This window comes from Frigoribacterium sp. VKM Ac-2530, from assembly GCF_015350835.1.
In the GTDB taxonomy this organism is placed as follows: domain Bacteria; phylum Actinomycetota; class Actinomycetes; order Actinomycetales; family Microbacteriaceae; genus Frigoribacterium.
The window spans coordinates 1,499,687-1,518,896 of the sequence record NZ_JADKSE010000001.1; the positions used below are offsets into that span (position 1 = coordinate 1,499,687).

18 protein-coding genes are annotated in these 19,210 nt (G+C 74.2%); 13 read left to right on the forward strand and 5 right to left on the reverse strand.

All coding sequences use genetic code 11. The features are described 5' to 3' along the window. Nucleotides 1-69: 69 nt before the first annotated feature. The 4 genes from ITJ48_RS07160 to ITJ48_RS07175 form a co-directional block, all read right to left on the reverse strand. Complete coding sequence (locus tag ITJ48_RS07160; RefSeq protein WP_194613392.1) at nt 70-2,151, reverse strand: iron ABC transporter permease; 2,082 nt, start codon at nt 2,149-2,151, stop codon at nt 70-72. Nucleotides 2,152-2,206: 55 nt separating this feature from the next. After that, nucleotides 2,207-3,199 (reverse strand): iron-siderophore ABC transporter substrate-binding protein, encoded by a 993-nt coding sequence (locus ITJ48_RS07165; RefSeq protein ID WP_194612953.1) that lies wholly within the window; start codon nt 3,197-3,199, stop codon nt 2,207-2,209. Then, nucleotides 3,196-4,140, reverse strand: coding sequence for an ABC transporter ATP-binding protein (locus ITJ48_RS07170; RefSeq protein ID WP_370544822.1), 945 nt, complete (start codon nt 4,138-4,140; stop codon nt 3,196-3,198). The genes ITJ48_RS07165 and ITJ48_RS07170 overlap by 4 nt, the downstream gene beginning before the upstream one ends. Before the next feature lie 70 nt (nt 4,141-4,210). Beyond that, on the reverse strand, nt 4,211-4,654 hold the full coding sequence (locus ITJ48_RS07175) for a MarR family winged helix-turn-helix transcriptional regulator (RefSeq protein WP_194612954.1): 444 nt from the start codon (nt 4,652-4,654) through the stop codon (nt 4,211-4,213). A 96-nt stretch (nt 4,655-4,750) separates the two neighbouring features. On the opposite strand from ITJ48_RS07175, the gene ITJ48_RS07180 reads away from it, so the two are divergent. From ITJ48_RS07180 to ITJ48_RS07235, 12 genes are all read left to right on the forward strand, one after another. Next, a complete protein-coding gene (locus ITJ48_RS07180; RefSeq protein WP_194612955.1) occupies nt 4,751-5,119 on the forward strand; it encodes a VOC family protein in 369 nt (122 codons plus the stop codon). A 313-nt stretch (nt 5,120-5,432) separates the two neighbouring features. Continuing rightward, nucleotides 5,433-9,089: a tandem-95 repeat protein gene (locus ITJ48_RS07185; RefSeq protein ID WP_194612956.1), complete on the forward strand. Its 3,657-nt coding sequence runs from the start codon at nt 5,433-5,435 to the stop codon at nt 9,087-9,089. A gap of 112 nt (nt 9,090-9,201) precedes the next feature. After that, nucleotides 9,202-10,557 carry a hemolysin family protein gene (locus tag ITJ48_RS07190; protein WP_194612957.1) on the forward strand — a complete coding sequence of 452 codons (1,356 nt, stop codon included), beginning with the start codon at nt 9,202-9,204 and terminating at the stop codon, nt 10,555-10,557. 193 nt (nt 10,558-10,750) lie between these two features. Further along, on the forward strand, nt 10,751-10,894 hold the full coding sequence (locus ITJ48_RS07195) for a hypothetical protein (protein WP_194612958.1): 144 nt from the start codon (nt 10,751-10,753) through the stop codon (nt 10,892-10,894). Between the two features lie 106 nt (nt 10,895-11,000). Continuing rightward, nucleotides 11,001-11,321, forward strand: a complete 321-nt coding sequence (locus tag ITJ48_RS07200) for a hypothetical protein (protein WP_194612959.1) — start codon at nt 11,001-11,003, stop codon at nt 11,319-11,321. A 161-nt stretch (nt 11,322-11,482) separates the two neighbouring features. Then, nucleotides 11,483-11,947 (forward strand): MarR family winged helix-turn-helix transcriptional regulator, encoded by a 465-nt coding sequence (locus ITJ48_RS07205; protein WP_194612960.1) that lies wholly within the window; start codon nt 11,483-11,485, stop codon nt 11,945-11,947. An 89-nt stretch (nt 11,948-12,036) separates the two neighbouring features. After that, a complete protein-coding gene (locus ITJ48_RS07210; RefSeq protein ID WP_194612961.1) occupies nt 12,037-13,641 on the forward strand; it encodes a protein kinase in 1,605 nt (534 codons plus the stop codon). Nucleotides 13,642-13,801: 160 nt separating this feature from the next. Continuing rightward, a complete protein-coding gene (locus ITJ48_RS07215; RefSeq protein WP_194612962.1) occupies nt 13,802-13,942 on the forward strand; it encodes a hypothetical protein in 141 nt (46 codons plus the stop codon). A gap of 237 nt (nt 13,943-14,179) precedes the next feature. Further along, nucleotides 14,180-14,839, forward strand: coding sequence for a hypothetical protein (locus tag ITJ48_RS07220; RefSeq protein WP_194612963.1), 660 nt, complete (start codon nt 14,180-14,182; stop codon nt 14,837-14,839). Continuing rightward, nucleotides 14,821-15,747 (forward strand): S26 family signal peptidase, encoded by a 927-nt coding sequence (locus ITJ48_RS07225; RefSeq protein ID WP_194612964.1) that lies wholly within the window; start codon nt 14,821-14,823, stop codon nt 15,745-15,747. Before ITJ48_RS07220 ends, ITJ48_RS07225 begins: the two co-directional genes overlap by 19 nt. Next, the gene (locus ITJ48_RS07230) at nt 15,744-17,066 is read left to right on the forward strand and encodes a hypothetical protein (RefSeq protein WP_194612965.1); all 1,323 of its coding nucleotides are present in this window, start codon (nt 15,744-15,746) and stop codon (nt 17,064-17,066) included. Before ITJ48_RS07225 ends, ITJ48_RS07230 begins: the two co-directional genes overlap by 4 nt. Nucleotides 17,067-17,327: 261 nt before the next feature. Beyond that, nucleotides 17,328-17,783, forward strand: coding sequence for an SRPBCC family protein (locus tag ITJ48_RS07235; protein ID WP_194612966.1), 456 nt, complete (start codon nt 17,328-17,330; stop codon nt 17,781-17,783). Nucleotides 17,784-17,887: 104 nt separating this feature from the next. Here the strand turns inward: ITJ48_RS07235 and ITJ48_RS07240 are convergent, their stop codons facing one another. Beyond that, complete coding sequence (locus tag ITJ48_RS07240; protein WP_194612967.1) at nt 17,888-18,241, reverse strand: DUF3140 domain-containing protein; 354 nt, start codon at nt 18,239-18,241, stop codon at nt 17,888-17,890. A gap of 154 nt (nt 18,242-18,395) precedes the next feature. Between ITJ48_RS07240 and ITJ48_RS07245 the strand changes: the two genes are divergently transcribed. Continuing rightward, nucleotides 18,396-19,067, forward strand: a complete 672-nt coding sequence (locus tag ITJ48_RS07245; RefSeq protein WP_194612968.1) for a biliverdin-producing heme oxygenase — start codon at nt 18,396-18,398, stop codon at nt 19,065-19,067. Nucleotides 19,068-19,210: the final 143 nt, after the last annotated feature.

The window sequence follows — 19,210 nt, forward strand, 5'->3', positions numbered from 1 at the left end:
CGGCACGAAGTGTCGTCCGGGCAGGCCAGGAGAGCACTTCGTGCCGGTTCACCGACCCACGCAGGAGGGTCAGCGCGCGCGGGCGGCGCGGCCGCGCCAGAGCAGCCACACGAAGTACGGCGTCCCGATCAGCGCGGTCAGCAACCCCGCGCCGAGCTGGGCCGGGGCGATGACCGTGCGGCCGAGGACGTCCGCGAGGCCGACGAGCGCCGCGCCGAGCACGACGGCGACGGGCAGCACGCGGGCGTGGCGGGCTCCGACGAGCGAGCGGGCGGCGTGCGGGGCGACGAGCCCGACGAACCCGATCACCCCGACGGCGGCGACCGCGGCGGCGGTCAGCAGCACCGCGAGCGACAGGAAGAGCAGGCGCGACCTCGACAGCGGGACGCCGAGCAGCCGGGGAGTGTCGTCGTCGAGGGCGACGAGGTCGAGGGCCCGGTGGCTCGTCCCCGCGACGACGAGGCCGACGACCAGCGCGAGGGCGACCGGCACCGAGTCGGCGAACGAGCGGCCGTAGGTCGACCCCGACAGCCAGGTCAGGGCCTTCGCGCCGTTGAACGGGTCGGTCAGGACGATCAGCAGGCTGATGGCCGCGGCGGTCGCGGCGGCCACCCCGACGCCGATCAGCACGAGCCGGTTCTGCGGGAACCCGCCGCGGGCGGCCAGGCCGAAGACGACCACCGCCGCGACGACGGCCCCGGCGAACGCGGCCCCGGCGACGCCCCAGCCCGAGATCGCGGGCACGCTCGTCACCGCGACGACGGCGCCGAGCCCGGCTCCCCCGGAGACGCCGAGGATGCTCGGCTCCGCCAGCGGGTTCCGCGTCACCGACTGCACGACTCCCCCGGCGAGGGCGAGCGCAGCGCCCGCCAGCAGCGCGGCGACGACCCGCGGCACGCGCGTGTCCAGCACGTAGCCGACGACCGGCCCGGCGCGCCCGGTCGCCCAGTTCGCGACGTCGCCGAGCAGCAGCACGGCGTCGCCGAGCAGCACGCCCGAGACGGCCACGCCGACCAGCACGACCACGAGCGCGGCGAGCACGAGCACGAAGCGGCGCCGCGAGACCACCCGGTGCTGCTCGGTCGGGGTAGACCCGCCGTGGTCCGCCGCTCGGAAGGCCAGCACGACGAGCACGAGCGCGCCGACGATCGACGTGACGATGCCGGTCGGCACCTGGACCGACGCCTCCGCCCCCACCACGGCGCGCAGCAGCACGTCCGAGGCGAGCACCACGACGGCACCGGCGAGCCCGGCGAGCGACACGAAGACCCAGGTGCGGCGGACGCTCGGCACGAGCCGCCGCAACGGCCGCACGAACGCGGGGGCGCAGAGCCCGACGAAGCCGATCGGCCCGGCGACGGTGACCGCACCGGCCGAGAGCAGCACCGACGCGACGACGGTGACGACGCGGGTGGTGCGCACGTCGACCCCGACGCTGCGGGCCGCGTCGTCGCCGAGGCCGAGGGCGTCCAGCCGGCGCGTCATGAGCAGCACCACCGCGAGGCCGACGAGCACGACCGGGGCCATCTGGGCGACCGACGAGAAGCCGTTCTGTCCGACGCTGCCCTGCCCCCACTGGTAGAGCCCGGCGGTCTCGCGCGGGAACAGCAGCAGCAGCGAGCTCGTCACGCTGGCGAGCCCCAGCGCGAGGGCGCTGCCCGCGAGCACGAGTCGCACCGATCCCGAGCCGAGGCCCGACAGGGCGAGGACGACGCCCGCGGCGAGCAGCCCGCCGACGAACGCGATGCCCGAGGAGGCGACCAGCGGGAGCGAGAGACCGGTCACCGACGTGACCGCGAGGGCCGCGTACGCGCCGGCGTTCACCGCGAGGGTGTCCGGCGACGCGAGGACGTTGCGGCTGACGGTCTGCAACGCCGCCCCCGCGGCGCCGAGGGCCACGCCGACGAGGATCGCCGCCGCCATCCGTGGCAGGCGCGACGCCACGACGACGGAGGCGTCGCCCGCGGTCGCGGAGCCGGTCAGGGCCCGCCACACCTCTCGCGGCCCGACGGCCGCGGTGCCCTGCGTGACGTCCACGAGGGCGAGGAGAACGACGACCGCCGCCAGCACGACGACGACCGCCACGGCGCCGAGGCCGGCACGGGGCGGGGTCGTGACCCGCACCTCCTGCCGGTCCGCAGCGACGGGCACCCCGGCGACGGGTGCCGCGTCGGCGACGGGCGCCGGCTCCGTGACGGTCACCGGATCAGGCCGTCAGCGTCTCGACGAGCGCGTTCACGTAGGCCGTCATGGAGGCAGGTCCGCCGAAGACCCAGACGCCGTCGGGCAGGCGGTGCACGTCGCCCGACTGCACGAACGGGAGCGACTGCCAGACGGCGTTCGACGAGAGCGTGTCGGCGAACGGGTCGCCGTCGACGGCGTTCGAGAAGTAGAGGAACTGCGTGTCGGCGGGCAGCTGCGTCAGCCCCTCGACGTCGGTGGAGGCGAGGCCGTAGGCCGGGTCGCCCTCGAGCGTCCAGGCGTTGAGCAGCCCGAGAGTGGTCGTGACCTCGCTGATCAGCGAGCCCGGCGCGTAGGGGCGGATGCTCACCTGGCCGGCGTCGACGTACCCGTCCGCGAACGCAAAGCTCGTCCCCGCGAGGCCGGCGTCGGCCAGGGCCCGCTCGCCGTCGAGCACCGCCTTCGTGTAGGCGTCGAGCACCTGGTCGGCCCGCTCGCCGGTGCCGGTCGCCGTGGCGATCATCCCGAAGTTCGTCTGCATCTGGCCGATCTGGTCGGACGCGTCGGCCGAGACGACCTGCAGCACCGGCGCGATGTCGCGCAGCTGCTCGACGGCGTCCGCGGGCAGGTCGGTGGTCGCGACGATCAGGTCGGGAGCCAGGGAGGCGACGGTCTCGACGCTGGGCTCGCCGCGGGTCCCGATGTCGGTCGGGTCCCCGGTGAGCGGCACGGCCGACGACCACGCCTCGTAGCCCTCGACGTCGGCGACGCCCACGGGCTCGACGCCGAGCGAGACGAGGTCGCCGACGACGTTCCACTCGGTGCCCACGACCTTCGTCGCCGGGCCGTCGAGCGTGATCTCGGTGCCGGTGCCGTCGGTGAGCGTGATCTGCTCGCCCGAGCCCGAGCCGGTTGTCGAGCCGCCGGCCGCCTCCTCGGTGGTGCCGCAGCCGGCGAGCACGAGGGCGGCCGAGGCGGCGAGGGCGGTGACGGCGAGGACGCGTCGTCTGCTGGTCATGGGTGGAGCCTCTCGGTTCTGGTGTGGTGACGGGCGACCGCACGGGTGCGGAGCCGGCCGGTGGAGGGATCGGTGTCGACCTCGATGTCGATGCCCCAGACCTCGGAGAGGAGGTCGGGGGTCAGCACGTCGGCGGGCGTGCCCGTGGCTCGGACGCGGCCCTCGTGCAGCAGCACGACCGTGTCGGCGAGCGCCGCGGCCTGGTCGAGGTCGTGCAGCACGACCCCGACGGCGATCTGCGACTCGTCGGCGAGGTCGCGCACGAGGTCGAGCAGCTCGACCTGGTAGCGCAGGTCGAGGTAGGTGGTGGGCTCGTCGAGCAGCAGCACGCCGGTCTGCTGCGCGAGGCAGCTAGCGAGCCAGACACGCTGCAGCTGCCCGCCGGAGAGCTGGTCGACGCCGCGCTCGGCGAAGCCCTCCACGCCGGTGAGCCGCAGGGCCCGGTCGACGGCCGCCGCGCCTCCCGGGTCGGCCCTGCCCCAGCGCCCGCGGTGCGGGTAGCGGCCGAACTGGACGACGTCGCGCACGCTGAGGCCGCTCGGCACCGGGCGTCCCTGCGTGAGGAGGGCGACGTGCCGGGCGAAGTCGCGCACCGAGAGGGCCAGGCCGTCGGCCGGCGCGGCGGTGTCGGGCTGCTGCTGCTTCTGCTGCTCGAGCGACAGCGTCCCCGTGCGCGCCCGCTGCAGCCGCGCGGCGGTCCGGAGAAGCGTCGACTTGCCGCTGCCGTTGGGTCCGACGAGCGCGGTGACCCGGCCGGGCCTCAGCTCGAGCCGGGCGTCGTGCACCACGTCGGAGCCGCCGTACGAGACCGAGACCCCGTCGGCCACGAGGGCGGTCGCCTCGGCCTGCGCACCGGGCGTCGGGCGGACGCCTGCGGGCTGCGCGTCGCCGGACAGGGCCGGGGAGGCGGGCGGCACGAGGGCCGTGTCGGTCGGGGTCACGAAGACTGAGGTTAGCCTACCCTTAGCAACCTGCCGCAACCCGGTGCCTCGACGCCGAGACAGCCGGTCGTCATTCGGGGTCGGCCTGCAGGGCGACCACCATGCTGCGCAGCAGGCGACGAGCCACGGGCCGGTCGGCCTCGCTCATCCCCGAGAGCATCCGCACCTCGACGCCGCGCACCGCGGCGGTCGCCGCCGCGAGGCGTCGCTGCCCGGCCGGCGTGAGGCGAGCGGGCAGCGCCTTGCCGACCGGCGCCTCCGCGGGCCGGGTCACCGACCCGTCGCGCTCGAGCGCCTGGAGCAGGACGTTCATCGACTGCCGGGTCACGAAGGCCCCGCGGGCGAGCTCCGAGTTCGACAGCCCGGGTCGCTGCGCGAGCAGCTCGAGGCACGAGTAGTGCGTGACCGTCATGCCGAGCGGCCGGAGCACCTCCTCCATCGCCGTCCGCAGTGCGCTCGACGCCTCCTTGAGGAGGTAGCCCAGCGACGTCTCGAGGTCGATGCCTTGACTCATGTCAGCATTCTGACATAGGTTGACGCATGTCAGCAGACTGACACATGCGACACCACCACCGCACCTCACCTCACCTCGATCAGCACAGGAGCACCCATGCCCGTCACCGGCCCCGACTTCGTCTCCCTCCAGGTCCGCGACCTCGACGCCTCCCAGGCGTTCTACGAGACCCACCTCGGACTCGTCCGCTCGCCCGCCGGCCCGCCGCACGCCGTCGTCTTCACGACGACGCCGATCGCCTTCGCCCTGCGCGGCCTCCTGCCCGGCACCGACCTCGACGCGGTCGCCCAGCCCGGCCTCGGCGTCGCGCTCTGGCTGCACGCCACCGACGTGCAGGCGATCCACGACGCCCTCGTCGAGGCCGGCGTGACCGTCGTCGCCGAGCCGATCGACGGCCCGTTCGGCCGGACCTTCACGTTCGCCGACCCCGACGGCTACCACGTGACCCTGCACGACCGGGCCTGACGTCGAGGGCGCGTGCGCCGCCGCGCCTGGCCGCCCGACGAGTGCGGACGGCGCGGGCCTGCCCCCAGTGGTGGGGACGGCGCCCGCCCCCGCCCGTCGCACGAGACGGATCCTCCGGGCCGGAGCGTCGGGGTCCCCGCTTCGGGGGACTGTCAGTGGTCCCCCTGCCGCCGATAACTTCTCTCCGGTCGCCACCCGAGCGACCTCCACCCGACCCGGATCGGGCGACCCGGCCTGCGCCGCGCGTCCGCCCGACTCGGCTGCGCCTCCTTCCCGAGAACGGCGACGCAGCACCCGACGCAAGAGAGAACCCGTGACCGCAGCACACCGCGCTCGACCGAGACCGCCCCTGAAGAAGTGGATCGCCGCCACCACGGCCGTCGTCCTCGCGACCGGGGGCGCGGCGCTCATCGCCCCCCAGATGGCCTCCGCGGCCGAGCCGTTCCCGGTCTCGGGCCTCTACGCGACGCAGTCGAGCCGGACCTCGCCCTCGTCGAACATCCTCTCCGTCGACCGGGCGACCGGCACGGCCACCACTGTCCTGACCGTCCCCGGCCAGGACGGGGGCGCGGCCCCCGTGGACCTCAACCAGATCGGCGTCTCGGGCGACGGCAAGAAGCTGTTCCTCACGAACCCCGACTTCGTGTTCGAGTACACGGCCAAGGACGAGTCGTGGAAGCGCACCCCGCGCACGCCCGGCGCCGCCGTCGGCACCACGATGGGCGGTGTCGACCCCAAGAGCGGGCGCTTCTTCTTCGGAGGCCAGTCCGGCAGCACGTTCTCCTTCGCGTCGTACGACCCCGCCACGGGCACCGTCGCGAGCGACGCGGTGACGGTCACAGCCCCGAACCCCCCGGGCGGCAACGGCGACCTCACCTTCGACCGCCAGGGCAACCTCTACTTCATCTCGAGCAGCTCCACCCTCGCCCAGCTCTACCGGGTGGACGCCGCGGACCTCGGCGGAGGAGCCACGACCGCGGTCGAGGTCGGCCCGCCCATCACCCCGACCGCGGCCCTCAACTCGCTCGCCTTCGGCGACGACGGCTACCTCTACGTCGCGGGCACGGGCACGAACGGGTTCCTCAAGGTGGACCCCGTGACCGGCAAGACGCTCGAGCGCAAGACCGTGAGCGTCGCCATCACCGACCTCGGCTCGCGGGCGGCGCCCTCGACCGGCCAGGTGGAGGCCGCCTTCTCGGGCGATCGCCACGACGGCGACGACCAGTTCACCGTGACCCTCGGCGGCGGCGGCATCACCAAGGAGCCCTCGGCGACGACCTCGCCCGACGGCGACCCCGCCACCGCGGGGCCGATCATCCTGCTGCCCGGGCAGGAGTACACGGTCACGCAGACTCCCGGCAACGCGACCACCGACCCTGCCGACTACTCGACCTCGTACACCTGCAAGAACCTCGTCGACGGCACCACCGTCTCCGAGGGCAAGGGCTCGTCCGCGTCGTTCACCGTTCCGGCTGCCGGCGGCGACGTCAAGTGCTCCTTCGCCAACCCGCTGAAGCCCGTCGTCGCCGACTCGACCTCGACGGGCAACCGCCAGGGCCAGCCGGTCACGGTCGACGTGCTCAAGGGCGCCACGGGCGACCCCGACGCGAGCACGCTCGCCCTGACGGCCCCCGCCGTCCCGGGCTCGACGCTCAGCAGCGACAGCCGCACCCTCACCGTCCCCGGCGAGGGCGTCTGGACCGTCGACCGCACGACCGGCGCCGTCACCTTCACTCCCGAGAAGGGCGCCACCCGCAACCCGACGCCCGTCACGTACACCGTCGCGAACGCCGCCGGCGGCCAGGCGACCGGCCAGGTCGCGGTGACCTACGTCGGCGTGGCCGAGGACGACGCCGTCACGACCGGACAGGGCACGGCGGTCACCGTCGACCCGCTGCGCAACGACCAGGGCACCCTCGACCCGACGTCCGTCGTGTTCCCCGCGACCGGGCAGCCGGCAGGATCGACCCTGACCGACGGCGGCCGCACCCTCGCCGTCCCGGGCCAGGGCGTCTGGACGATCGACCGCGGCACCGGGGCCGTCACGTTCACCCCCGACCCGCAGCTGCGCGGCGACGCGAGCCCCGTCACGTACCGGGTCTCCGACGCGGACGGCACCACGTCGACCGCCACGATCACCGCCTCGGTCACCGCCGTCGCCCCGGTGGCGTCGGCCGACACCGGCTCGACGAGCCAGAACACCCCCGTCACCGTCGACGTCGTCCGCAACGACCGTCCGGGCGTCGCCGGCGGCACCCCGCTGGCTCCCGGCTCCGTCGTGTTCCCGGCAGCCGGTCAGCCGACCGACTCCGTCGTCTCGGGCGACGGCCGCACCCTGACCGTCCCCCGCGAGGGCGTCTACACGATCGACCCGAGCACGGGCGCGGTCACCTTCACCCCGCAGGACGGCTTCACCGGCACCGCTACCCCGGTCACCTACCGCGTGTCCGACACCGGGGGCGAGACGGCCACCGGGTCGCTCACCGTCGCCGTCGACGCCGTGGCACCGGTCGCCGCCCCCGACACGGCCAGCACGCAGCAGGGCTCGCCCGTCACGGTCGACGTCCTCGCGACCGACGCCGCGGGCAACCCGATGACGCCCCTGGACCGCACCTCGGTGGTCTTCCCCGCCGGCGGTCAGCCGAACGGCGCCGTGGTCTCGGCCGGCGGCCGCACGCTGACCGTCCCCGACCAGGGCGTCCACACGGTCGACCCGAAGACCGGCGACGTCACCTTCACGCCCGTCTCCGGGTTCCGGGGAGAGGCCCTGCCGGTGTCGTACCGCGTGTCGGACGTCGACGGCAGCACCGCCACCTCCTCGTTGACCGTGACGGTCACCGCGGTCGGCCCGCAGGCCGCCGCCGACACCGCCTCGACGGACCAGAACACCCCCGTCGCGATCGACGTCACGACGAACGACCGCCCCGGCGTCGCCGGGGGCACCCCCGTCGACCCGGCGACCGTGGTCTTCACGGACGCCGGTCAGCCGACCGGAGCCGTCGTCTCCGACGGCGGCCGCGGCCTGACGGTGCCCGGCGAGGGCACCTGGACCGTCGACCGCGCCTCCGGCGTCGTCACCTTCACGCCGGAGCAGGGCTTCGCCGGCACCACCTCGCCCGTGACCTACCAGGTCTCGGACGAGGGAGGCGAGACCGCGACGGCTCGCGTCACGGTCACCGTCGCCGCCGTGGCGCCGACCGCGGCGCCCGACGCCGCCCGCACGCCGGCCGGCACCCCCGTCACGCTCGACCCGCTCCGGAACGACGTCGCGGGCAACGCGGCGACGCCGATCGACCCGACGAGCGTCCGGCTGGCCGACCCCTCCGGCGCCCTCGTGACGACCCTCGTCGTCGCCGGCCAGGGGACGTTCTCGGTCGACACGACGACCGGCGCGATCACCTTCGCGCCGGAGGCCGGGTTCTCGGGCGACGCCACGGCGCCGTACGCGATCGCCGACGTCGACGGCGGCACCAGCGCCTCCACCGTCACGGTGACCGTGGGCACGCCGCCGACGACCGTGGCCGACCGGACGACCACCCGGCCGGGCACCCCGGTCACGGTGGACGTCGCGGGCAACGACGGCCCCGGCTCGTCGCCCCTCGACCCGGGCTCGGTCCGGCTCGTGGACCCCGCCACCGGGACGCTCGTCACCACGGTGACGGTGCCCGGCGAGGGCACCTACGACGTGGGGACCGACGGTCGCGTCACCTTCACCCCGGCGCCGGGCCACACCGGCACCTCGACGATCACCTACTCGGTGGCCGGCGAGGACGGCGGCCGCGCGACCGGCGAGCTGACGATCACGGTGGAGGCCGCAGCCGCCGACCCGGCACCGGCGTCGCCCGTCGAGAGCGCCCTGGCGTTCACCGGCTCGGACGGCGTGCTGCAGGCCGCCCTGGCCGCGGTCGCGCTGATGCTCGCCGGCGTCACGGTCGTCGTCGTGCGTCGCCGCCGCGGCACCGAGAGCTGATCCGCTCCGCACCCTGAGGGGCCGGGCACGCCGAGCGCGTGCCCGGCCCCTCGTCCGTGCACCTCGCGCACGTTCGAGGTGATCTCCCGGCCTGCGTCGCCAGACTTCGCGCATGGACACGGACACCCTGCTCAACGTCGGCCTCGTCGTTCTCTTCGTGCTGGTCGGCGGGGTGTTCGCGGGCACGGAGATGGCGATCGTCACCCTGCGCGACAGCCAGGTCAGGGCGATCGAGGCCAGCGGCGACCGCGGCAGGAAGATCGGGCAGCTCGTCCGCAACCCGAACACGTTCCTCTCGGCCGTGCAGATCGGCGTCACCCTCGCCGGCTTCTTCTCGTCGGCCTACGGCGCCTCGACGATCGCGCCCGACCTCGTGCCGGGGCTCATGGCCCTCGGGCTGACCGAGAGCGTCGCGTCGACCGTCGCGCTGATCGGCATGACGCTCGTGGTCGCCTACCTCTCCCTCGTGTTCGGCGAGCTGGTGCCGAAGCGCCTCGCGATGCAGAAGTCCGTCGCGTTCACCAAGGCGCTGGCGCCGCCGCTCAACGCCCTCGCCCGGCTGATGCGGCCGGTCATCTGGCTCCTGTCGGTGTCCACCGACGCCGTGGGGCGCCTCCTCGGGCTCGATCCCGACCAGAAGGAGGACGAGGTCTCGGCCGACGAGGTCCGCGACATCATCTCGAACACGAGCGAGATCGACCGCGACAGCCGCAGCATCCTCGCCGACGTCCTCGACGCCGACGACCGCCGGGTGGCCGAGGTGATGAGACCACGGCCGGACGTGTCGTTCCTCGGCGGCGACTCGTCCGTCAGCGACGGCTACCGCACCGTGCTGGCCCTGCCGCACTCGCGCTACCCCGTGGTCGGCGTCAGCCGCGACGACGTGCTCGGCTTCGTGCACGTGCGCGACCTGATGGCGTCGGTGCCCGCGGCGGGCGGCGACCAGGCGACGACCGTCGCCGACATCACCCGGCCGATCCTCGCCCTGCCCGGCACGACCAAGGTCCTGGCGGCGCTCAGCACGATGCGCGACGACGGCCACCAGATCGCGGTGGTCATCGACGAGTACGGCGGCACCGACGGCATCGTCACCCTGGAGGACCTGCTCGAGGAGCTCGTCGGCGAGATCTACGACGAGTACGACACCGGCGACCGCGGCGAGGGCGCCCTGGAGGCAGGCGAGAGCCGCGAGGTCGAGGGCGGCCTGATCGTCGAGGAGCTCGAGGAGCAGACCGGCGTCTCGCTGCCCGAGGGCCCGTACGAGACGGTCGGCGGCTGGGTCTTCGACGCTCTCGGACGACTGGCGGTCGTCGGCGACACCCTCGCCGTCGACGGCGCCACGCTGGAGGTGGTCCACATGGAGGGCTACCGGATCGCGACGGTGCGCGTCACGCCCCTGGAGCACCACGCCGAGCCGCCCGCCGAGCCGACCGCGACGGCGGTGCCGACCGCCCCGACGGGCCCGTAGGCGGCGCGTCGAGGTCTCTCGTCGTCGAGCCATGTCCGTTCTGCGAACTCTCTCGCCCATCTAGTTAGAGCGACTAGCGAGTCTGTGTAACCATTCGTACGTACCGATTCACGGCGGTACGAGGCCGAGCAACAGGGCCTCACGAACACATGCACCTCGAGGTCAGCGCAGGGCTGGCAGGAACGGGCAGGACATGACCACCACGCAGCACACCACCTTCTCCGAGATCCGCGACGCCGACCGTCAGCTGACGCTCTTCGTCGTCGCGACCTCGGCCCTCGCCGCCTGCGGCACGCTGATCGCCGGCATGCTGTTCGCGATGGGCGCCGGCGCATGAGCGCCTCGACCTCCGCGACCGCGGCCGTGACGGACGCCGGCCACCACCTCCTGGCAGAGACCCAGCCCCTCGACCTCGCCGAGCTCTTCGACTCGGAGACCCTCCGATGAGCGTCGACCTGCGTCGCCTCACGCACGAGGGGCTCGTCGCCGCGGTGAGCGGCCGCGTCGCCGGCCCGGCTCGCCCCACGGCGACCGAGCTCGACAGCTTCTACGTCCGCGAGCGCTCGGTCCCCGCAGCCCGCATCGAGACCTACCCGCGTCGCCGTCGGGTCCGCGACGTCGTCGCGTCGATGGCCGGCTCGGTCGAGTCGGGCGCCCGGGCCGTCGAGGTGGTCCGACCCGTCGAGGTGAGCTACGCCAGCTTCTTCGTCGACCCCGAGGCCGTGTCGGCCCGCGACGACCGCGAGATGGCGGTCGCCTCGTGACCTTCGCCGACCGAATCCTCGGCTCCGCGCCGGACGACCACGTCGCCTACTTCGACACCTCGATCGACGACGACGACCTCGACTGACCGCCGACGATCGACACGCACCACCCGCACTCGCCGCACCCCGACGACCTGACCACTCAGAGGACACCACCCCGCATGCCGCACAAGATCCAGGCAGCCCGCCTGCACGCCGCCCTCGAGGCCTGGCGCATCACCGAGCAGCGACTCGACCGCCGCGGCTCGGCGGGGACCCTGCCCCGGACCGAGCGTGACGCGCTGGCGTTGGTGCTCGCGGCCGAGCAGACCGACGAGCCGATGACGCCCAGCACGCTGGCCGCGACGCTCGGGTTCTCGACGCCCGCGGTCTCGAACCTGCTGCACCGCCTCCAGGACGCCGGGCTGATCACCTGCACCCCCGACCCCGCCGACGGCCGCCGCAAGATCGTGACGACCACCGAGACCGGGCGCGACGCCTGCGACACGGTGACGAGTGCGCCCCACGTGCGCAAGTTCCTGATGGGCGTGCCCGCCGAGCAGGCGGAGGCGGTCAGCGCGTTCCTGGACGAGCTCAGCTCGGTCATCGCGTCGCAGCAGGCCTCGGCGCCCGTCTCGGCCCGCTAGGGGGCCGCTCCTCGGCCTGGCCTCGGTCCGGTCCGGCCCGCCGCGGGGGCCGGGCGCCTGCTCCGCCGCCTCCGGGTAGCCTCGGGGTCATGAACGACCGGGACGACGACGCGACCGTGGACGACCGGGACGCACCGCGCCTCCTCGCCGGCCGCTATCTCCTCGGAGACGTCCTCGGGCGCGGGGGCATGTCGACGGTGCACCGCGCCGACGACCAGCTGCTCGGGCGGACCGTCGCCGTCAAGCTGCTCAGCGCGCAGGGCTCCGACCCGGCGGACGCCCAGCGGGCCCAGAACGAGGTCGCCGTGCTCGCCTCGCTCAGCCACCACGCCCTCGTCACCCTGTACGACGCCGACGTCGCGCCGACCAGCGGACCGGGCTGGCTCGCGATGGAGCTCGTCGACGGCCCGTCGCTCTCGTCGCGCCTGGCCGAGGGCCCGCTCGACACCACCGACGCGGCGCAGTTGCTCGTCGACCTCGCGGGCGCGCTGCACGTCGTGCAGACGGCCGGCATCGTGCACCGCGACGTCAAGCCGAGCAACGTGCTGCTCGCGCCCTCCCCCGTGCCCGGTCGCCGCTGGTCGCCCAAGCTCGCCGACTTCGGCATCGCCTCGCTGGTCGACTCGACGCGCGTGACCGCGACCGGCGCCGTGCTGGGCACCGCCGCCTACCTGAGCCCCGAGCAGGCCCTGGGCACGCGGGTCGGACCGGCCTCCGACGTCTACTCGCTCGGCCTGGTGGCGCTCGAGGCGCTGACCGGGGAGCGGGCGTTCCCCGGCTCGATGATGGAGTCGCTGACCGGACGCCTGCACCGTGACCCCGTCGTCCCCGACGCGCTCGGCCCGGAGTGGGCCTCGCTGCTCCGCGCGATGACCGCGCGCGAGGCGGACGCACGGCCGACGGCCCTCGAGGTGCACGCCCGGGCGGAGGCGCTCGTCGCCGGAGGATCACGCGCCGACGACGCCCGGACCGGCGCCGCCACGGCGCTCATGCCGAGCGCGGACGGCGACGCCGCGACGCGTCGCCTGCCGGCGGGTGCGGGTGCCGGGCTCGGCGCGGCGGGCCTGGGCGTCGCCGGTGCGGCAGGTGCCGCGGGGGCCTTCGCCGGGTCGGGCGCGGCCGACGCGGCCACCGAGCGCTTCGGCGCCCTGGACGACCGGACGGCTGCCGGTGCGGGCAGCGGGCTCGGCACCGCCGGCCCCTCCGCGGCACCGCCGGAGCGCCGCAGCCGTCGCGGCGCGGTGATCGCCGGCCTCGTCGCACTCGCCCTCGGCGCCGCCGCCCTGATCGGGTTCGCGGTGACCCAGGGAGACGACGAGCCCGTCGCCCCGGCGACCAGCGACACACCCGCCCCGTCCGAGACGACGCCGGCCGAGACCGAGCCGGCCGAGACCCCGTCGCCCTCGACCGAGGACGAGGAGCCGGCACCCGAGCCTTCGACGTCCGAGCCGACCGACGAGACGAGCTCGCAGGCCCCCGCTCCCGAGCCGAGCACCCCGGTCGAGGAGCCGGCGCCGAGCCAGCCGGCCGCCCCGGGCAACAACGGCAACGGCAACGGGAACGGGAACGGCGGCCCGGGGGCCAACAACGGCGGTGGCGCGGGGGTCAGCACCGGCAACGGCAAGGGCCTCGGCGCGGGTGCCGGAGGCACCGCCGTCGACCTGGGCGGCGTCGGAGGACCCGCCGCCCGCTGAGCCCCAGGGGGGCTCGCAGGCCGGTCGTCGACCGCACACCCGCCGGTCCAGCAACTGGCCGCTGAGCGAAGCGCCCCGGACGGGGTGCGTGCGCGGACGCCACGACAGGTCCATGCTGGGCGCGCCCGGGACGATCCGGGCCCGACCGGAGGGAGCCCCCGTGACGTACCCCGAACCGCACCGCACCTCCTCCGTCGACGACCGCGAGCGCCGGGTGACCCTCCTCGTCGTCCTCGGCTCGGCCCTCGCGGCGGGCGCGACGGCCACGGCGGGCCTGCTCACGGTGCTCGGCCTCCTCTAGCCTCCTCTGGCCCTCTGACGCCAGACAGCCGCCCGAGTCCCAGGGCATCGGGACGCGATCGCCGGACGAGGACGGTCGCCCCGAACTGGGGAGTCCTCATTTCTGTGGACATCGATAGCGTTGCATCGACCGGTGGGGGATCAGTCGTCACCGTCGTGCGGCGCCGCTGGGAATCGGCTCGTCACGACCGCGCCGGTCGCGACCGTGACCGACCGACCCGACCGAAAGACCGATCACATGGCCTCCTCGTCCCACCGCGCTCGCGCGCGCCTCCGCACCACTCCCCTCGCCGTCGTCACCGGCCTCGCCGCCGCCGTGCTGATGGCCCTGACGATGTCGGGCACGTTGTCCGCGTTCACGGCGAGCATCACGAACGCGAACGCCAACGTCAGCTCCGGCACCCTGCTGATGAAGATGGATGGGGCGCCCGGCGCGACCTGCTACAGCAACGGCGCCGAGAAGAGCACCCCGATCTCTGCGTCGAACAGCACGTCGTGCACGACAGTGAACACGTTCGGGACCAGCGCTCTGGTGCCTGACCCGAGCGAGGTCCGCCCCGCCACGACCGTCGTCGTCACCAACGACGGAACCGTGTCCGCGAGGACCTTCACCCTCCGCAAAGCCGACATCTGCCGCCAGACCGCGTCGGGTTCCCCGAGCGGCACGGCGACGGACGTCTGCGGCAAGATCAACCTCCTCGTCATGTCGGGCAGCACGCAGATCTTCTCGGGAACACTCCAGCAGCTCGGCGCGAGCACCGTCGACCTCGTCCTGCCTGCCGTTGCCCCGAAGGCGAGCCAGTCGTTCACCTTCACCACGAAGCTCGCCGACGGTCTCTCCAACGACTACCAGGGCCTCACCGCCACGGTGCCGCTCACGTGGACCTTCACCGCCTGATCGGACCGGTCGCGGCGCCCGACCCGGCGTCGCGACCGGCTCGCTCGCCGGGTCGGGCGCCGTTCCGCCGTCGGGACGCAGCCCTCGTCGCCGGCGTCGTGCTCGCCCTCGGCCTGCTCGTCGCCCTGGCGGCGCTGCACCTGGCCGGCTCCCGGACGTTCGTCGTCCGCACCGCCTCCATGGGGACGGCCGCTCCCGTCGGCACGCTCGTCGTGACGTCGCCCGTCACCGTCGACGAGCTGCGCCTCGGCGACGTCGTCACCTTCGTCCCGCCCGGACGCGGGGGCACCACCTTCACGCACCGCGTCGCCGCCCTCGACGCCGACGGCGTCGTCACCCGTGGGGACGCCAGCGAGGCCGACGACCCATGGCGCCTCGTGGACGCCGACCTGGTCGGCAGGGCCGACGTGCTGCTGCCCGGCGTCGGGTGGCTCGCGAGGGCCCTGCCGTGGCTGGTCGTCGGGGGCGTCGCGCTCTGGGCCGTCACGCTGCTCGTGCCGTCGCGGACCCACCGCTCCGCCCTGCGCGTCGTCGGCGCCGCCGGCGTGGTCGCCGCGGTGGCCGCAGCCCTGCGCCCGTTCACGGCCGCGACCGTCCTCGCCACCACCGCGAGCGACGAAGGTCGAGGAGGCGTCGCGACCGTCGTGTCGACCGGCCTGCTGCCGTCCCGCCTCGCGACCGAGCACGGCTCGTCCGTCGTCCTCGCCTCGGGAGAGGTGGGGGCGCTCGACCTGCCTGCCCTCGCGCCCGACGCCCCGGCCGGCGGAGGCGTGCTCATCTCGATCGCCCCGCACCTGGACCCCGCCGGCTGGGTGGTGTTCGCGCTCGTCTGCCTGCTGCCCCTGGTGTGGTGCCTCACCGTCGGGCTCGCGCCGCAGACGGCCGGGCGACGATCGGCCGCCTCGTGACGGGGACGGTCACCCGTCGCCGCCTCCTCGTGGTCGCGCTGCTGCTCGCCGCGCTCGTCGCGGGGCTCTGGACCACGAGCCCGACCTCCGGCGCCTTCACCGCTGCCGTGCGGGGCACGGGGAACACGGCGACGACCGCCGCGTCGTTCCCGCGCACGTCCGGCCCCCTGCCGTACCGGTCCGGCTTCGCGGGAGGCGCCACCGACTGGACCACCTACGACGGCTGCTGGGCGACCACGACCGCCGAGGGGTTCGGCTACTACACGGAGAAGTGCGGCTCGCCGACGGCGGCCGCGCCGAAGGCCGTCACGGGCGACGCGGCCTGGACCGACTACACGGTGCAGGCCGACGTCAAGCTCGACGGCGGCAAGCAGGTCGGCCTGCTCGCCAGGGTGAGCGACCCCTCGCCGGGACTCGACCAGCACAACGGGTACTGGGCCTACGTCTCGTCGGCGGGCAAGCTCGAGCTCGGGAAGATGACCAAGGGCTCGTACAGGTTCCTCCAGACGATGGACGTCCCAGGGGGCATCGCCCTGAACACCTGGTACCACCTCGTCGTCCAGGTGACGGGCTGCACCGTCACGGTGTCGCAGAGCACGGCCGGGGCGAACGGCGACACCGGCGTGCGCGGGTTCACCTACGTCGACACCGGCTGCTCCCCCACGCACCTCCAGGGCAAGGTGGGCCTCCGTGACTTCGAGGGGACCGGGGCCTGGCGGTTCGTCACGGTGACGGCCGGCGCCACGGCCAGCACAGAGCCACGGCCGTGGAACACGCCGTGGAAGGTCGCGGACGTCTCGGCCTTCACCCCTTACGGAGGCGCCTGGTCGAACGACCAGGCGAAGGAGACCTACTCGAACACGCAGTCGGGCAAGGGCGACAAGTCGGTCGAGACCTCGCGCACCTGGGGGAACGCGTCCGTCACGGGCGAGGTGAGGTTCGACGCCGCGACGAGCGCCGACCTCGACGCGGGCTACAACGTCCGGGTCCGGAACCCGGGCACGGGGACCGACCGGCTGGACGGGTACTACGGCGGCGTCTCCCGCACGTCGCTGATCCTCGGGAAGCACGTCGGCGGCACCTGGCGCGAGTTCGTCCGCACGCCCCTGCCCGCCGCCCTCCCGCAGGGCCAGTGGCAGCACCTGACGGTCGAGATGGTCGGCTGCACGCTCACGGTGACGGCGCAGGCGTCGTCGGGCGGTCCGCGGACGACCGCGTCGCACACCGACACCGGATGCGACACCACGCCCGGCAACGTCGGGGTCCGGACGCTCGGCATCCCCGCGTCGTTCCGCAGCATGGCGGTCACGCCTCGCTGAACGCGCGTCGCCCGGGCGGGCACGGAGGAGGCGAGGGCCGGCCGGGCGAGTACGCTGCCGACCCGCGGCGGGTGCCGGGGGACGCCGCGTCACCCGGCACCTGACCATCGCCCCTGCACGTGGACGGGGCCGGCCCGCGCCTCCTACCGTTCACGTCGGCGGGCACGGCCTCGGACGAGGCTGCCCCACCAGTGCCGGCCCCTCCGGGGTCGGCCCCCGGGGCTCGCCCGCCCCACGACATCACGACAAGAGGAGAACACCATGGCACAGGCCATCGAGACGATCGACGTCGAGGTCCCCGTCCGCACCGCGTACGACCAGTGGACCCAGTTCGAGGAGTTCCCGAAGTTCCTCGACGAGGTCGAGTCGATCACCCAGACGACCCCCATCCTCACGGTGTGGAAGGTCAAGGTCGGACCGGTCGAGAAGACCTTCGAGGCGGAGATCACTGAGCAGCACCCCGACGAGCGCGTCGCCTGGACGAGCACCGGCGGCGAGGTCGACCACGCCGGCGTCGTCACGTTCCACAAGCTGAGCGACACCGAGACGCGCGTCACCGTGCAGATCGACTGGACCACCGACGGCATCCTCGAGAAGCTCGGCGCGGCCATCGGCTCCGACGGCCGGGCCATCAAGAAGGACCTCGCGAACTTCAAGCAGTACATCGAGTCGAAGGGCCAGGCCGACGGCGCCTGGCGCGGCGACGTGCAGGCGTAGCCCGCACCCGCGGGCCCCGGCCCGCAGACGACGACGGCCCCGTTCCTCCCTCGCGGAGGGGCGGGGCCGTCGCCGTGCGCGGCGGGGCGCTGCTGCTGTCGCCGCTACTTCTCCGACTTCGTCGCCTTCTCCGGGTCGTTGCCCCAGTTCATCAGCGAGAAGCGCCACTTCGAGTCGTGCGCGTCGCCCTCCGGACCCTGCGCGGAGTGCCGGTGCACGTAGCCGGTGACCTTCTTCATGTGCGCGTAGTCGTCGTCGCCCAGGTCGGCCACCTTCGTGCGGAGGATCGTCACGATCCGGCGTCCGCTGACGTGCCCCACCGACTCGGCGCCGTCGGAGGACTTCTGCCCCACCTCCTTCGCCTCGTCGGTCCCGAGCCACTGCTCGAGCTCGTGCGGGGTCATGTTCACCGCGTCGTGGAAGTCGTCGCGGATGCTCTTCTTCTCGTCGTCGTCCATCGGCCCAGCATGCCCCCGGCCCTCGCGGCACGGCCCCCTCACCGACTGCTCTCGGCGACCTCGGAGGCGCAGGGGTTGCGGAGTAAGGGTGACCTAAGTACGGTTCAGGGACGGGTGGTCGACCGACCTCCCGATCCGAGCATCGGAGTCACCCGTGGCCCACGACGTCGTCCCCTTCTCGGAGTTCCTGCGGGCCCGGACGACCAGCTGTCACGGCACCAGCAGCGGCGCCGACTTCATGACCGACCTGCTGCGCGGCACCTGCGGCGTCGACGACTACGCCCAGCTCGTGGCGCAGTACTGGTTCGTGTACCGGGCGCTCGACGGCGCCTCCTCGGCCATGGCGGCGCACCCGGTCGCCGCGCCCTTCGTCACCACCGGGATGAGCCGGCTGCCTGCCCTCGAGTCCGACCTCGAGTTCCTCCTCGGCGACGCCTGGCGCGACCGGGTCACGGCGCTGCCCGCGACGCGCGAGTACGTCGAGCGGCTCGAGACGGTGGCCGCGACCTCGGCCGGGGCGTTCGTCGCCCACCACTACACGCGCTACCTCGGCGACCTGTCGTGCGGGCGCTTCATCAGCACGCTGCTGCAGAAGCACTACGGCTTCGACGTCAACGGCGTCGGCTTCTACGTCTTCGCCGAGGTCGCCGACCCGGCCTGCTTCCGCGCCACCTACCGCGAGCAGCTCGACGCCGCCCCGTGGACCGACGCCGACAAGGAGGCGGTGGTCGCCGAGGTCGCGCTGGCCCACTCGCTGGACACCCGCCTCCTCGACGGCCTCGAGGCCGACCGCCGGGCGCGCCGCGCCGCCGCGTCCGCCGCCTGAGCCGCACCGCCGCGTCCGCCGCCTGACGGCCCGCCGCCGCTCTGCCGAATGGACCGACGCGGGAGCGACGAACGTCCGCGGGACCCCGCGTCGCTCTGTCGCTTCCGCGTCGGTTCTCGGGGCCAGCGGCCAGCGGCCCGCGG